The 14496-nt window shown below is 67.7% G+C and carries 13 protein-coding genes; 7 read left to right on the top strand and 6 right to left on the bottom strand.

Features of this window, described 5'->3' with window-relative positions; all coding sequences use genetic code 11:
• Positions 1-84: 84 nt before the first annotated feature.
• From EAT49_RS02155 to miaA, 6 genes are all read right to left on the bottom strand, one after another.
• The gene (locus EAT49_RS02155) at positions 85-2157 is read right to left on the bottom strand and encodes an ABC transporter ATP-binding protein (RefSeq protein ID WP_123640621.1); all 2073 of its coding nucleotides are present in this window, start codon (positions 2155-2157) and stop codon (positions 85-87) included.
• A 141-nt stretch (positions 2158-2298) separates the two neighbouring features.
• Positions 2299-3753, bottom strand: coding sequence for an ABC transporter permease (locus EAT49_RS02150; protein ID WP_123640620.1), 1455 nt, complete (start codon positions 3751-3753; stop codon positions 2299-2301).
• A gap of 12 nt (positions 3754-3765) precedes the next feature.
• Complete coding sequence (locus EAT49_RS02145) at positions 3766-4821, bottom strand: ABC transporter permease (protein WP_123640619.1); 1056 nt, start codon at positions 4819-4821, stop codon at positions 3766-3768.
• A gap of 121 nt (positions 4822-4942) precedes the next feature.
• Complete coding sequence (locus tag EAT49_RS02140; RefSeq protein WP_123640618.1) at positions 4943-6616, bottom strand: ABC transporter substrate-binding protein; 1674 nt, start codon at positions 6614-6616, stop codon at positions 4943-4945.
• Positions 6617-6810: 194 nt separating this feature from the next.
• Positions 6811-7626, bottom strand: coding sequence for a helix-turn-helix domain-containing protein (locus tag EAT49_RS02135; protein ID WP_246003728.1), 816 nt, complete (start codon positions 7624-7626; stop codon positions 6811-6813).
• Between the two features lie 109 nt (positions 7627-7735).
• The gene (gene miaA / locus EAT49_RS02130; protein WP_123640617.1) at positions 7736-8641 is read right to left on the bottom strand and encodes a tRNA (adenosine(37)-N6)-dimethylallyltransferase MiaA; all 906 of its coding nucleotides are present in this window, start codon (positions 8639-8641) and stop codon (positions 7736-7738) included.
• 80 nt (positions 8642-8721) lie between these two features.
• Between miaA and pyrH the strand changes: the two genes are divergently transcribed.
• From pyrH to EAT49_RS21690, 7 genes are all read left to right on the top strand, one after another.
• Positions 8722-9447, top strand: coding sequence for a UMP kinase (pyrH, locus tag EAT49_RS02125; RefSeq protein WP_123640616.1), 726 nt, complete (start codon positions 8722-8724; stop codon positions 9445-9447).
• Positions 9448-9552: 105 nt separating this feature from the next.
• A complete protein-coding gene (gene frr / locus EAT49_RS02120) occupies positions 9553-10116 on the top strand; it encodes a ribosome recycling factor (RefSeq protein WP_123640615.1) in 564 nt (187 codons plus the stop codon).
• Between the two features lie 83 nt (positions 10117-10199).
• Positions 10200-10922 (top strand): polyprenyl diphosphate synthase, encoded by a 723-nt coding sequence (gene uppS, locus EAT49_RS02115; protein WP_123640614.1) that lies wholly within the window; start codon positions 10200-10202, stop codon positions 10920-10922.
• Positions 10923-10935: 13 nt separating this feature from the next.
• A complete protein-coding gene (locus EAT49_RS02110) occupies positions 10936-11739 on the top strand; it encodes a phosphatidate cytidylyltransferase (RefSeq protein ID WP_425459508.1) in 804 nt (267 codons plus the stop codon).
• The gene (dxr, locus tag EAT49_RS02105) at positions 11736-12905 is read left to right on the top strand and encodes a 1-deoxy-D-xylulose-5-phosphate reductoisomerase (protein WP_123640613.1); all 1170 of its coding nucleotides are present in this window, start codon (positions 11736-11738) and stop codon (positions 12903-12905) included. Before EAT49_RS02110 ends, dxr begins: the two co-directional genes overlap by 4 nt.
• Positions 12906-12939: 34 nt before the next feature.
• The gene (rseP, locus tag EAT49_RS02100; protein WP_123640612.1) at positions 12940-14277 is read left to right on the top strand and encodes an RIP metalloprotease RseP; all 1338 of its coding nucleotides are present in this window, start codon (positions 12940-12942) and stop codon (positions 14275-14277) included.
• A gap of 82 nt (positions 14278-14359) precedes the next feature.
• A complete protein-coding gene (locus EAT49_RS21690) occupies positions 14360-14494 on the top strand; it encodes a hypothetical protein (RefSeq protein WP_281274704.1) in 135 nt (44 codons plus the stop codon).
• Positions 14495-14496: the final 2 nt, after the last annotated feature.

The raw sequence follows: 14496 nt of genomic DNA, 5'->3' as shown, positions 1-14496 counted from the left end.
GACCCGAGGCCCCTTGCCTGATCCTGCGACGGCGGGGAGGCGAGCGCAACCTGGCGCGGCAGATGCATGACGCGTCCGGTGGCGCTATTCCGCGGCGACGGTGAACACCGGCGCCATGGAGGCGCGCTCCGCGTCCGAGAGCCAGCACTTGATCTGGTGGCCTTCGGCGACGGTGACCTGGGGCGGGACCTCGGTCTCGCATCGGTTGTCCGGAACCTTCGACTTCCACCGGCACCGGGTCTGGAAGGGGCAGCCCGGAGGCGGGTTCATCGCCGAGGGCACGTCGCCCTCGAGCACGATGTGCTGTTTCGTCACACGCGTGTCGGCGACGGGCACGGCCGACAGCAGCGCCTCGGTATAGGGATGATAGGGCGGGGCGAAGACTTGTTCCGTCGTGCCCAGCTCCACCACATGGCCGAGATACATCACCATCACCCGGTCCGAGAGATACCGGACGATGGAGAGATCGTGGGAGATGAAAAGCAGCGTCGTCTTCTTGTCGCGCTGGATGTCCATCAGCAGGTCGGTGACGGCGGCCTGCACCGAAACGTCGAGCGCCGAGACAGGCTCGTCCGCCACCACGATCCGCGCGTCGCCGGCGAAGGCGCGGGCGATGCCGACGCGTTGCTTCTGCCCGCCCGAAAGCTGCCGCGGCATCCGGTCGGCGAATTCTCGGGGCAGTTTCACGAGATCGAGGAGTTCGAGCATCCGCTGGCGCCGCGTCGCCTGGGTGTCGCCGATGCCGAAGATCTCCAGCGCGCGGATGATCTGGTTGCCCACGGTCATCGAGGGGTTGAGCGTGTCGAACGGGTTCTGGAACACCATCTGGATATCCGAGACGGTGGACGTGTCGCGCTTCTCGATGGCCACGTCGCCGATGCTGCGGTTGTCGAGGAGGATCTGGCCGGAGGTCGCGGTCTCGAGGCCCATGAGGACCTTGGCGAAGGTGGACTTGCCGCAGCCGCTCTCGCCCACGATGGCCAGGGTCTCGCTTTCCCGGGCCTCGAAGCTCAGGGTCTCGTTGGCCCTGACCACGCGTTTCTCCTTGCCGCCGAAGAGGGCGGAGGCGGCGACCTCGTAATACTTCCGCAGCGCATCCATCCGGAGAACGACCCGGCCCGGTTCGGTCCTGTCTCCGCGGCTCGCGGCGGGCGGAGGCGCGCTCCAGTCGATCTCGTGGGTGCGCAGACAGCGGGTCTCGTGGCGGTCGTCTCCCGGCACGCCCAGCATCGGGATCGCCTGCGCATTGCAGCGCCCCTCCTCGAAATAATCGCAGCGGGGCCCGAAGTTGCAGCCCGGGGGGCGTTCGTGGGGCAGGGGGAAGTTGCCCGGGATCGCCTTCAGCGGCCGCGTCGTCTTGTCCGCGCCGGGCAGCGGGATCGAACGGAAGAGCGCCTGGGTGTAGGGATGGCGCATCCTGTCGAACACGTCGCGGATGGAGCCCGTCTCCACCGCCTCGCCGGAATACATCACGCAGATCCGGTCGCAGGTCTCCAGCACCAGCCCGAGGTTGTGGGAGATGAAGAGCATGGAGGTGCCGTACTTGCGGCCGAGCTCCTTCACCAGATCGACCACCGCCGCCTCCACCGTCACGTCGAGCGCGGTCGTGGGCTCGTCGAGGATCAGAAGCGACGGGTTCGCCATCAGCGCCATGGCGATGACGATGCGCTGCTGCTGGCCGCCGGAGAGCTGATGCGGATAGGCGCGCAGGATGCGCTCGGGATCGGGCAGCTTCACGTCGCTGACGACCTCGAGGGCGCGCCGCCGGGCGTCCTTCTCCGGGAGGCCCTCGTGGATCATCGGCACCTCCATGAGCTGACGACCGATCTTCATGGCGGGATTGAGCGAGGCCATGGGCTCCTGGTAGATCATCGCGATCTCGCGGCCCCGGATGCGGCGCAGCTCCTCGGGAGACATGTCGTTCAGGTCGCGGCCCTTGAAGCGGACGCTGCCGCCGGTGATGCGGCCGTTGACCCCGAGGTCCTGCATCACGCCGAGCGCCACGGTGGACTTGCCGCAGCCGCTCTCGCCCACGAGGCCCATCGCCTCGCCGGGGCGGACGGTGCAGGAGAAATCCATCACCGCCGGGATCTCCCGCAGGCGCGTGAAGAAGGAGATCGAGAGGTTCTCGATTTCGAGGATGGGCGTGTCGGTCATCGCGGTCTCTTTCTTCTGGGTTCGCCGCCTTCGGCGGCGATCCGCCGGGGGCTCCGCCCCCGGACCCCCGGGATACTTGAGGCCGGAAAAGGGGGGGAGGGTCTCATTCGGCGAGGTCGTTCGTTCGGGCGTCTCGCGGGCTCAGTCCTTCAGGCTTTCCTCGCGCAGGCCGTCGGCGAGGAGATTGAGGCCCAGCACCATGGTCAGGAGCGCGAAGGCGGGCGGCAGGGCGGGGTGGGGGTAGACGGAGATCAGGCGGCGGCCGTCGTTGATCGTCGTGCCCCAGTCCGGACTTTCTGGGGGCAGGCCGAGGCCGAAGAAGCCAAGCGTGCCCAGAAGGATCGTCGTGTAGCCGATGCGCAGGCAGAAATCGACGATGAGGGGCCCGCGGGCGTTGGGCAGGATCTCCCAGAGCATGATGTACCACGCCCCCTCGCCGCGGGTCTGGGCGGCGGCCACGTAGTCGCGTGTCTTGATGTCGAGGGCCAGGCCCCGGACGATGCGGAACACCGTGGGCGAGTTGACGAAGACCACCGAGACGAACACGACGAGGATACCGCCCGGCACGTCGAAGAGGTCGAGCCAACCGAGGCCGGGGATGTCGATGCGGCTGCCGGCGGCGTTCACGAGGCTGAAGTAGAGGACGAAGAGAAGTCCGAGGACCACGGCGAGGAGCGGAGTCCGCAGGCCGGGCCGGGTGTAGTAGCGCGAGTTCAGAAGGACCGCGAAGAACACGAGGGGGAAGACGAAGAGGACCGCCGCCATGTAGGACGGAATGCCGGTCTGCACGATCTCCGGGGTCACGAGGAGATAGAAGAGCAGGATCACCGGGAAGGCGAGGATGAGGTTCGCGAGGAAGGACAGCACCGTGTCGAGCCGGCCTCCGTAATAACCCGCGGGCAGGTCGAGGGTGATGCCCACCATGAAGGCGAAGACGGTGGCGACGGGGGCCACCTGCATGACCACGACCGAGCCCTCGACCATTCGGGTGAAGACGTCGCGGGCGAGGTTGTCGCCGCCGAGGAGGTAATGGGGAAAGATGCCTTCGGGGCCGCCCGTGACGGGCGTCCCGGGGGGCTCGTTCTTCATGGCGACGATCTGCTGGAGCGGATCGTGGGTGGCGATCATGTCGAAGAGGCCCACGAAGACGGCGGTGAAGACCCAGAACATGACGAGGCCGAAGCCGATCATGCCGATGGTCGAGTCAAAGAGCTTGCCGTAGAGCCCCGTGCTGCGCTTCGTCGCGATGGAGAGGGCGAAGGTGGCGAGAAGGGCGATCCAGACCGGCAGGAAGCGCGCGGAGACGGCGCCGACGATGCCGGCCTCGCCATAGGGCATGACGATGCCGCCCACGAGATAGGCGAGAAGGACGAGGATCAGCGCGCCGAAGCTCCACTTCATCGCCTGGTCCGCAAGGCCGACGAGGCCCGGCGAGCGCGCGAGGGTACCGTCGGCTTCGGCCTGCAGGGTGGGGGCGGGCGCGGCGAACGACAGGACGAACTGCGCCACCGCAGACAGCACGAAGGCCACGGCGGCGATGGCGAGAAGCGGGTTCAGGACGACCCCGAGCGCGCCGGTCCAGGTGAGCGGGTCCATGGGCGGGCCTCCTTACGAAATCCGGATGCGCGGGTTGAGGTAGACGTAGCCGATGTCGGACAGAAGCTGGGTCACGAGCACGACGAAGACCGACACAACCGACACGCCGAGCAGCAGCTCGATGTCGTTGTTGCCGGCGGCCTGGACGAGCGTCCAGCCGAAGCCCTTGTAGTTGAAGATGGTCTCCACGATCACCACGCCGTTCAGCAGCCACGGAAACTGCAGCATGATCACCGTGAACGGGGCGATCAGCGCGTTTCGCAGCGCGTGCTTCAGCACGATGTTGCGGAAGCTGACGCCCTTCAGACGCGCCGTGCGGATGTATTGCGCGGTCATCACCTCGGTCATCGAGGCGCGGGTCATGCGGGCGATATAGCCCATGCCGTAGAGGGCGATGGTCATCACAGGCAGGGTGAAGTTGACGAAGGTCGCCTGTTCCATCGCGGAGGTGGCCGAGCCGTTGAACCATCTGAGCCCCACCGCCGAGGAGGCGAAAACGGCGATGAAGACGACGCCGGAGACATATTCCGGTGTCGCGGTCGTCAGGATCGACACGGTGGAGAGGGAGCGGTCGGTGCGGCTGCCCTCACGCATGCCCGCGAGCACGCCGATCACGAGCGCGCCGGGCACCATCACCAGCATCACCCAGAACATCAGCTTGCCGGTCAGCGCGAGGCGGGTCGCGATGATCTCTCCCACGTCGTCGCGGAAGACGGTGGAGTAGCCCCAGTTGCCCTGAAGGACGCCGCAGAGGTTGGTTTCGCCCTCGGGGAGGTCGCCGGTCTCCAGCTCCCCGAAGCATTTCGAGCGGACCGTGCCGTCCCGGCCCTCGATGACCCATCCCGGGGTCACGCCGAGCCACTGGCCGTACTTGACGATGGTGGGCTGCAGGTAACCGCGATCGCGCAGGAAGCTCTCCACCTGGGCGTCGGTCATGCGGAAGTTGCCCTGGGTCTTCGCCAGCTTCTCCAGATTCGGGGAAAGGTTCGTGAGGAAGAACACGATGAATGTCAGGCACAGTGCCGTCAGCAGCATCACGCCCAGACGTCTGAGGATGAACAGACCCATCCCGGCCCCCCCTGTCCTGGTCCGGTTCCGCTGCCGGTTCCGGACTATATGCCCCGGCAGGTCCGGAGCGCGCAAAGAAAAGGGCCGAGCCCGCCATGGCGGGCGCGGCCCCGACCATGGATCACCCGGCGAAGCCGAACCTGTAGAGCCGTGGCATGTAGGCGATATGCATGTCCGCGCCCACCACTTCGGGCCTGTGGTGGCGGTAGAGCGACCGCCAGTAGGGCTGGATCGTCACGCCCTCCTCCACGAGGATCGCCTGCAGCCGGGCCATCACCTCGCGCCGCGCGTCGGCGTCGGCGATGGCATTGGCCTCCGCCAGGAGCGAGTCGAAATCGTCGCTGGCGAAGCCGAACTCGTTCCACGGTTCGCCCGACCGATAGGCGAGGCCGAGGATCTGGGTGCCGAGGGGGCGGTGGTTCCAGTTTGTGGAACTGAAGGGAAAGGTCGTCCAGTTGTTCCAGAAGGTGCTGCCCGGAATGACGGAGCGGGTGACACTGAAGCCCGCGTCGCGCAGTTGAGCCGCCACGGCGTCGGTGGTGTTGCGGCGCCAGTCGTCGTCGATCGAGACGAGCTCGAACTCGAAATCGGCCATGCCGGCCTCCTCGAGCAGCGCGAGGGCGGCGGCGGGATCGTGGGGCAGACGCGGCACCTCGGCATATTCGGGATGGATCGGGGCGACGTGATGGTTGTCTGCGGGAACGCCCCGCGCGGCATAGCCGAGATCGAGGCAGACGGTGTTGTCCACGGCCTTCACGAGAGCCTGGCGCACGCGCTTGTCGGCATAGGGACGCATCCCGTCCACCTCGGCCAGCTGGTTGGGTCGGATCACGATGGTGGCGCCGGAGACCACCTCCCTGCGGGTCCAGCCGAGCGCGTCGAAGAGGTCGATGAAGTCGCCCACGGACTCGTAGACGAGGTCCACCTCCCCGGCCTCGGCGGCGGCGAGCCAGGACACCGGGTCCTGACCGTAGTCGATGAACTCGATCCGGTCGAGCCAGGCGCCCTTGCCCGCGGCGTAGCCCCACCAGTCGTGATCCTCGTTGCGCACGAGGACCGACCGCACGCCGATCGCGTGTTCGACGTTGAGATAGGGGCCGGTGCCCTTCTGGGTCGAGAGGATATCGGCGGGATCGTAGTCCTGGGGCACGATGCAGGCGGGATAGTCGCCCATCCCCGCGATGAGCGTGATGTCGGGGGCGGGCAGGTTGAGGCGCACGGTCAGGTCGTCCACCACCTCGATGGCGCCGTCCATCGCCTCTCCGGTGGCGTCGTCGATGATGACGGCGAAGCGCCCGGCCATGGAGTTGCCCTCGGCGTCGCGCTGGCACCAGTTGCGGATGTTGAAGGCCACGTCCTCTGCTGTGAAGGGCGTCCCGTCGTTCCACGACACGCCGGGGCGGACGTTGAGCGTGTAGTGCATGGCGTCATCGCTGACCTCCCAGCTTTCGAGCAGCATGGGGGTGAAGGAGCCGTCGTTGTTGTACTCGACGAGATATTCGAGCCAGCCCGAGGCGACCCAGGCCATCTCGCTCCAGTCGAATGTGCGCGGGTCCTTGAGCTGGCGCACTTCCATCTGCATCCGAAGCGTGCCGCCGCGCCGGGGCGCGGCCGCGGACTGGGCGAGCGCGGGGGCGGACAGGCCGATCAGGGCGGAGGCCCCGGCGGCGGTGAGGCCGAGGGCGGTCGTGCGGGCCATGAATTCGCGGCGGTCGAGCTTTCCGGCGAGGGCGTCGCGCGCATGGATCCTGGCGGCCGGGTGGACGGGGCCCCCGGTCAAGGTCTGTCGGATCATCTCTGTCTCCCTGTCCCGCGATCGGGGCCGCTGCGCGACCGGGCCTGTACAGGATGTCGCCCGATTGCGACGTTTCCTGCGATGTCTGCGCCATATTCGGCATTTTTTGGCCGGTCGCGTCAACAGATGCGGGCGTCACGAACGGGTCAGGAAGCTGGGGAAGCCCGTCCGGACAAGGCGATGTGCGCCGCGGCCTACCCGGCGGCGCGACGGAAGTCCGAAGGGGTCATGCCCGCGGCGGCCTGGAAGGACCGGGTGAAATAGGCTGCCGAAGTGAAGCCGAGGCCGGAGGCTATGTCCTTGATCGGCTTGCGGGTTTCGCGCAGGAGCTGTCTCGCTTCGAGATGGACGCGCTGATTGAGGATGGTCAGCGCGGACTTGCCGCAGCTTTGCTTGCAGACGCGCGTGAGATGGGTCGGGGTCACCCCGAGATCGCGGGCATAATCCGCAACACTTCGCCCGGTCCGGAAGTCGCGCTCCACCAGATCGGTGAAGGCCGCGGCAAGGCGGGCCCTGCTGGTCTCCCGGCGGGACTCGGGCTCTGCGGTGCTGCACTGCCGCTCGAAATAGACCGACAGGAGACCGGCCTGGTAATGGGCGGCGCGGGTGGCGGCGGGACGGTCGGACCGCAGTTCGGCCTCGAGCCCGTCCATGATCGTGACCAGCTCCCGTTGCGCCGCGACGTCGCGCAGGCGCAGGTGCACCGGGTCCTCCGGCCAGTCGTCGGCCATGGCGCGGGGAATGGTCACGAGCTGGCCATAGGCAGTGGGGCCGAGTTCGATGCCGTACATGGTGCCTGCGGGCACGAAGATCAGGTTGTTCGGACCATAGCCGGAGGTCAGCCCGGCGACCGTGATTCGGCCCTGGCCCTTGTGGATGAAGATCAGCCGCGGGGTGGAATGGGCGCGCATCGCCTCGGTGCGCCAGCGTGACACCATGGCGGAGTTGCCGATGCTGCGGAGGTCGAGATGGCTCTCCTCGCGGATCGGCTGAGTGTTCATCGCGTTCATGGCGGCGAAATCCCGGACGTCAGGCCCCGGGCGAGCATCGCCCCGGAGCTGTGGCAGGTTCAAGGCCCAAGCGGGGCGACGCAGGGATTCGCTGTGGACAATCCTGTGGTCAATCGGGGGACGGAAGGGGGATGACAGACCAGCTTTTCATGCGATTCCGAAACCATGTCCGCTGCCGCTTCGCGTACTGACGTGTTGCGAGGACGACGCGCTGCCGGACCGCGTCGATATCGAGCAGACCATCCGCATGAGCGATGAGCTCTGCCGCGCCGATCGCCTTCGCGCTCTGGTGGGCAGGGTCCCAGCGCGGGCGCATCGCGCGGGCCTCCTCCAGCACGCCGGCCGCCAGCATCGCGTCGAACCGCGCGGCGATGCGGGCGTCGAGCCAGGGCACCTCGGTGCGCAGGACAAGGGGGACCGCAGCGGACAGGGGCAGGTCGGGCGGCGGCGTCTCCGCCTGCCAGTCCGCGATCTGGCGACCGGTGGCGCGGGCCACTTCCCAGGCGCGCTGGACCCGGGCGCGATTCTGAAGGTCCAGATTGGCGCGGGTCGGGGTGTCGAGCCCGGCGATGAGCGTGTCGAGGCTCAGAGTGTTGGCCTCAACGCGCACCTCGGCGGGGGTCGGGGGGATCTCGGCAAGCCCCTCCGTCAGGGCGGAGAAGAAGAGACCGGTGCCGCCGACGATGATCGGGCGCAGGGGACCCGACAAAACTGGGCGCAGATCGCGCAGCCAGTCGCCCGTGGAATAGCGGGCGTCATGGGGGACGTGGCCGTAGAGCGCGTGGGAGGCGCGGGCGAGATCCCGCGCATCCGGGCGGGCGGTCAGGATGCGCCAGCCGTCGAAGACCTGCAGCGCATCCGCGTTGACGATCACGCCGCCCCGCTCCTCGGAAATCCGCAGGGCGAGGGCCGACTTGCCGCTCGCCGTCGGCCCCGCGATCAGCACGGGCCGGTCATCCGGGATGTCCGGCAGCGCGATCCCGCTGAATCGCGGAAATAATCCGGGGTCGGGCATCGGCCGCGGGCCCTCGCGCCATTGACAGGGGCCCCGTATCCGACAATTTGCGCCCGACGCAAAGAGGAGGCGCAGCCGACATGGACGACAGCGACAAACCGGCCTTCAAGCGCGTGCTTCTGAAAATCTCCGGCGAGGCGCTGATGGGCGACCAGGGCTACGGCCTCCATCCGCCGACGGTGGAACGCATCGCCAGCGAGGTGAAGTCGGTCCACGACCTCGGCGTCGAGATCTGCATGGTGATCGGCGGCGGCAACATCTTCCGCGGGCTCGCGGGCGCGGCGCAGGGCATGGAGCGGACGACGGCGGATTACATGGGCATGCTGGCCACGGTGATGAACGCGCTCGCCGTGCAGTCGGCGCTGGAGGAGCAGGGCGTCTTCACCCGGGTGATCTCTGCGATCCGGATGGACGAGGTGGCGGAGCCCTATATCCGCAGGCGCGCGGTGCGGCACCTGGAGAAGAAGCGGGTCTGCATCTTCGCCGCCGGCACGGGCAATCCCTATTTCACCACCGACACCGCCGCGACGCTCCGCGCCAACGAGATGGCCTGCGAGGCGATCTTCAAGGGAACCAAGGTGGACGGGGTCTATGACAAGGACCCCAACAAGTTCCCCGATGCGAAGCGCTACGACGAGGTGACCTACGACGAGTGCCTGCAGAAGCACCTGGGCGTGATGGATGCCTCTGCCATCGCGCTGGCGCGGGACAACGACCTTCCGATCATCGTCTTCTCGCTCGACGAGCCCGGCGGTTTTCGGGGAATCCTTGCAGGCAAGGGCACTTACACCCGCGTTCACGGCTGACCGCGGCCTTCCTGCCGCGCCCGCGCGCGGCGCTCGAGCCGGGCCTATACACCCGGGACTCCGGCGGGTATAGGACGAGGCGGACGAAAGTGCAGGCAAGACACGATGTCAGAAGAGTTCGAGCTCGATACCGATGACCTGACGCGGCGCATGGACGGCGCGATGAGCAATCTCCGGACGGAGTTCGCCTCGTTGCGCACGGGCCGTGCCTCCGCCTCCATGCTGGAGCCGGTGCAGGTCGAGGCCTACGGCCAGATGACCCCGATCAACCAGGTGGGCACGGTGAACGTGCCGGAGCCGCGGATGGTGACGATCAACGTCTGGGACAAGTCGATGGTCGGCAAGGTCGAGAAGGCGATCCGCGAAAGCGGTCTGGGGATCAACCCGCAGCTCAACGGCACGATCATCATGCTGCCGATCCCGGAGCTGAACGAAGAGCGCCGCCGCGACCTGACCAAGGTCGCGGGTCAGTATGCCGAACATGCCCGCGTCGCGATCCGCAACGTGCGCCGGGACGGCATGGACCAGATCAAGAAGATGAAGGCGAACGGCATGTCCGAGGACGACCAGAAGCTCTGGGAGACCGAGGTTCAGGAGCTGACGGACAAGTACATCAAGGCTGTGGACGCGGCGCTGGAGACGAAACAGGCCGAGATCATGCAGGTCTGATCCTGCAGGCCCGCGTTGCGCGGCCCGGTACGGACGGATGACGGAGCGGCCCGCCACGGCGGGTCAAATTGGAGGCCCGGCGAATGGCCAAGGATCTGACCGGCGGCGGACCGCGTCACGTTGCGATCATCATGGACGGCAACGGCCGCTGGGCGCAGAAGCGCGGGCGGCCGCGGCTCTTCGGTCACCACGCCGGCGCCCGCCGGGTGCGGGAGATCGTCGAGGCCTGCCCGGATCTGGGCGTCGAATACCTGACGATCTTCGCCTTCTCGACCGAGAACTGGAAGCGCACACAGACCGAGGTCGCGGGCCTGATGGGCCTTTTCCGCCGCTACATTCAGCGCGAGGCGCGCGACCTGTTCCGCGAAGGCGTGCGGGTGCGGTTCATCGGCGACCGGATCAAGCTTGACGACAAGCTGGTGGCGCTGATGGATGAACTGGAGCTGATGACGGCGGGGAACACGCGGGTCAACCTGACCATCGCCCTGAACTACGGCGGGCGCGACGAGGTGACCCGGGCCGCCCAGAGGCTCGCCTTCGAGATCGAGCAGGGGCGGCTCGGCTACAAGGATGTGGACGCCGAGACGCTCGCACGGTTTCTCGACACGCGCTTCCTGCCGGACCCGGATCTGGTGATCCGCACCAGCGGCGAGGCCCGGATCTCGAACTTCCTGCTCTGGCAGTCGGCCTACGCGGAATACGAGTTCATCGACACGCTGTGGCCGGATTTCACCGCCGAGGAGTTCGCCGGCGTCGTGGCGCAGTATGCAGCGCGCGACCGTCGCTTCGGGGCGGTGAAGGCCTGACGGCTTGGCACGTCTGCCGACGGATCCGGTGGTCCCGGCGCGATGGACCGACCTGAGGCCGAGGCTTCTGTCGGCCCTCGGACTGATTGTCGTGGGGCTGGGCGCGATCCTCGGCGGCGGGGTGTGGTTCCAGATGCTTGCGGTGTTCTGCACCGCCGTGATGATCTGGGAATGCTGGATCATGATCCATCCGGACCGCCCGACACCCGGCATGTTGCTCGCGGCGCTGACGGCCTCGGTGATCTCCGGACTCTTGTCGGTCGACCGGGTGTGGCTCGTGCCCTTCCTCCTGATCGCGCCGGTGATCGGCATGCTGGCGGCACGGCGCGAGCGGCTGACCTTCGGGGTCTTCGCGCTGATGATCCAGGCGGCGGGCTGGGGTCTCGTCGTGTTTCGGCAGGATTACGGCGCGACATGGATACTTTGGCTGATCCTCGTCGTCGTCGTCACGGATGTCGCGGGATACTTCGCCGGGCGCGCCCTGGGCGGGCCGAAGTTCTGGCCGAAGGTCAGCCCGAAGAAGACCTGGTCGGGCACGGTCGCGGGCTGGATCGCCGCGGGCGCGGTGGGCGCCGCCTTTGCCGCGGCGGGCGCGGGGGGCTGGGGACTGGTGGTGTTCTCGATGTTCCTGAGCCTCGCGGGGCAGATGGGCGACATCGCCGAGAGCGCCCTGAAGCGGCGGATGGGCGTCAAGGACAGTTCGGCGCTGATCCCGGGGCACGGCGGGCTCTTCGACCGGTTCGACGCGCTGCTGGGGGCGGCGGTCACGATGCTGCTGGTCGATCTGCTCTTCGACTGGCCGGGGAGCGCGTTTTGAGAGGGATCAGCGTCCTCGGGGCGACGGGGTCCATCGGGCAGAACACGCTCGACCTCGTGCGGCGGTCGCCCGGCATGTTCCGCGTGGTGGCGCTGACCGGCGGGCGCAACATCGACAGGCTGGCAGCCGATGCTGTGGAGTTCGGGGCCGAGGTCGCGGTGACCTGTCACGAGGAGCTCTTCGCGCCCTTGCGGGCGCGTCTCGCGGGCTCCGGCGTGGAGGCGGCGGCGGGGCAGGCGGCGCTGGTGGAGGCCGCCTCCCGGCCTGCGGACTGGGTGATGTCCGCCATCGTCGGCGCGGCGGGGCTGCTGCCGGGGCTGGAGGTGATCCGGCGGGGCGGGACGCTGGCGCTCGCCAACAAGGAGACGCTGGTCTGCGCGGGTGCCCTCGTGATGCGTCAGGTGGCGGAGCACGGGGCCACGCTGCTGCCGGTGGACAGCGAACATTCGGCGATCTTTCAGGCGCTGACCGGCGAGGACATGGCGGCGGTGGAGCGGATCGTGATCACCGCCTCGGGTGGTGCCTTCCGCGACTGGCCGCTCGAGAAGCTCGCCGCGGCGACGGTGGCGGAGGCCTCGAGCCATCCGAACTGGGCGATGGGCCAGCGCATCACCATCGACAGCGCGTCGATGTTCAACAAGGGGCTCGAACTGATCGAGACACGGGAATACTTCGGTATCGACCCCGCGCGGATCGAGACCGTGATCCATCCCGAGTCGCTGATCCACGCGCTGGTCGGGTTCCGGGACGGCGCTCTGATGGCCCATGTCGGCGCGCCGGACATGCGCCATGCCATCGGCTTCGCCCTGAACTGGCCCGAACGCCGCCCGCTGCCGGTCGAGCGGCTCGATCTTGCGAAGATCGGCCAGTTGACCTTCCGCGCACCCGAAGCGGCACGCTATCCCGCGCTCGCCATCGCCCGGGCCGTGATGGAGACGGGCGGGCTCGCCGGCTGCGCCTTCAACGCGGCCAAGGAAACGGCGCTCGACGGCTTCATCGCGGGGCGGATCGGTTTTCTGGACATGGCGGTTGTCGTCGAGGCAACGCTTGACAGGATGTCGGCCGGTCCGGGCCTTCAAATCGCCGGTTTCGATCTAGATATGGTGCTCGAGACCGACCGCGACGCGCGGCGGGTCGCCGGCGAGGTCATGGGCCTCCGCGACTGACCGCGCAGCAAACAGAACATGAAGGCCTGACCGTTTGGATCTTACCCAATTCCTCCCCCAGTTCGGTGGCGTGGCATTCACGATCGTCGCCTTCATCGTCGCCCTGTCGATCATCGTGGCGATCCATGAGTACGGCCATTACATCGTCGGCCGCTGGTCCGGGATCCATGCAGAGGTCTTCAGCCTGGGTTTCGGTCCCGTGCTCTTCAGCCGGAGGGACAGGCACGGCACGGTCTGGCAGGTCGCCGCACTGCCCTTCGGCGGCTATGTGAAGTTCCTGGGCGACGCCAACGCGGCAAGCGTGGGGTCCGATGACGCCGGGCTGACTGCTGCGCAGCGCCGGCGGACGATGCTGGGCGCGCCGCTCTGGGCGCGGTCGGCCACGGTGGCCGCGGGTCCGCTGTTCAACTTCGCGCTGTCCTTCCTGATCTTCGCCGCGGTGGTGCTGGTCCAGGGGCGGGCGGCCGATCCCCTGACCGTGAGATCCATCGACCCGCTGCCGCCTTCCTATGTGCAGGAGCTGCAGCCCGGGGACGAGATTCTGGCCATCGCGGGGCGCGAGACGCCACTGCTCGAGGAGTTCGACGGGTTCATCGAAACGCTGCCGCTCGACCCGGTGATGGATTACCGCATCCTGCGCGACGGGCAGGAAATGACGGTGCGGGGGCCCTTTCCCTATCCGCCCATGATCCAGGGCCTGTCGCCGCAGTCGGCCGCCATGGACGTGGATCTGCGCGTCGGTGACGTGATCCTGACCATCGACGGCGAGGAGGTCCGCGCTTTCGAGCGGCTGCGCGAGATCGTCGGCGAGAGCGACGGAGGCCCGCTCGCGCTGGAGGTCTGGCGCAACGGGGAGGTGCTCGATTTCACGCTGGTGCCGCGCCGGGCCGATCTGCCTCGCGCCGAAGGCGGGTTCGAGACGCGCTATCTCATCGGCATCAACGGCGGACTCTTCTTCGAGCCGGCGACTGCCACGCCCGGGCTGTGGGAGGCGATCACCTATGGCGCGGGCCAGGTGTGGTTCATCATCACCAGTTCGCTGTCGGGGCTCTGGCATATGATCACGGGGGCCATCTCGACCTGCAATCTCGCGGGTCCCGTGGGGATCGCGGAGACCAGCGGCGCGATGGCGAGCCAAGGCGCGCAGAGCTTCATCTGGTTTGTGGCGCTCCTGTCGACGGCGGTGGGGCTGCTGAATCTGTTCCCGATTCCGGTGCTCGACGGCGGACATCTCGTGTTCCACGCCTACGAGGCCGTCGCGGGCAAGCCGCCCTCGGACGGCGTGCTTCGGGTTCTGATGGCGGTGGGGATCTCGCTCATCCTGACGCTGATGATCTTCGCTCTGGCGAACGATCTGTTCCTGTGTCCCTGAACCGGCCCGCCGCGGCCCTTTTTCTGCCTCATTTGTCCGGCAGAACCGGTCGGGTCTGAAAAGCAGATCCGGGACTTGCGCCATGCAGACGCTGACCAATGGATACCAGGGGCTGAGCCTGCTGATCGGTCTCAACTGGGACCGTCTGATCTACCTTGCCACCATCGCCGCGGCGCTCTGGGCGGGGTCCATGATCGGCAAGCTCGCGGGGCTCTGAGG

The organism is Histidinibacterium lentulum (assembly GCF_003789055.1).
GTDB classification, from domain to species: Bacteria; Pseudomonadota; Alphaproteobacteria; order Rhodobacterales; family Rhodobacteraceae; genus Oceanicola; species Oceanicola lentulus.
Note: the sequence above shows the minus strand (reverse complement) of the source record. Positions and strands in the feature narration are given on the sequence as shown.

What these genes read in the sequence shown, in the direction of transcription:
- EAT49_RS02150 (WP_123640620.1), bottom strand. Translation starts at nt 3,753, where the DNA reads ATGGACCCGCTCACCTGGACCGGCGCGCTCGGGGTCGTCCTGAACCCG.
- EAT49_RS21690 (WP_281274704.1), top strand. Translation starts at nt 14,360, where the DNA reads ATGCAGACGCTGACCAATGGATACCAGGGGCTGAGCCTGCTGATCGGT.
- frr (WP_123640615.1), top strand. Translation starts at nt 9,553, where the DNA reads ATGTCAGAAGAGTTCGAGCTCGATACCGATGACCTGACGCGGCGCATG.
- EAT49_RS02155 (WP_123640621.1), bottom strand. Translation starts at nt 2,157, where the DNA reads ATGACCGACACGCCCATCCTCGAAATCGAGAACCTCTCGATCTCCTTC.
- uppS (WP_123640614.1), top strand. Translation starts at nt 10,200, where the DNA reads ATGGCCAAGGATCTGACCGGCGGCGGACCGCGTCACGTTGCGATCATC.
- EAT49_RS02135 (WP_246003728.1), bottom strand. Translation starts at nt 7,626, where the DNA reads ATGAACGCGATGAACACTCAGCCGATCCGCGAGGAGAGCCATCTCGAC.
- pyrH (WP_123640616.1), top strand. Translation starts at nt 8,722, where the DNA reads ATGGACGACAGCGACAAACCGGCCTTCAAGCGCGTGCTTCTGAAAATC.
- EAT49_RS02140 (WP_123640618.1), bottom strand. Translation starts at nt 6,616, where the DNA reads ATGATCCGACAGACCTTGACCGGGGGCCCCGTCCACCCGGCCGCCAGG.
- miaA (WP_123640617.1), bottom strand. Translation starts at nt 8,641, where the DNA reads ATGCCCGACCCCGGATTATTTCCGCGATTCAGCGGGATCGCGCTGCCG.
- EAT49_RS02145 (WP_123640619.1), bottom strand. Translation starts at nt 4,821, where the DNA reads ATGGGTCTGTTCATCCTCAGACGTCTGGGCGTGATGCTGCTGACGGCA.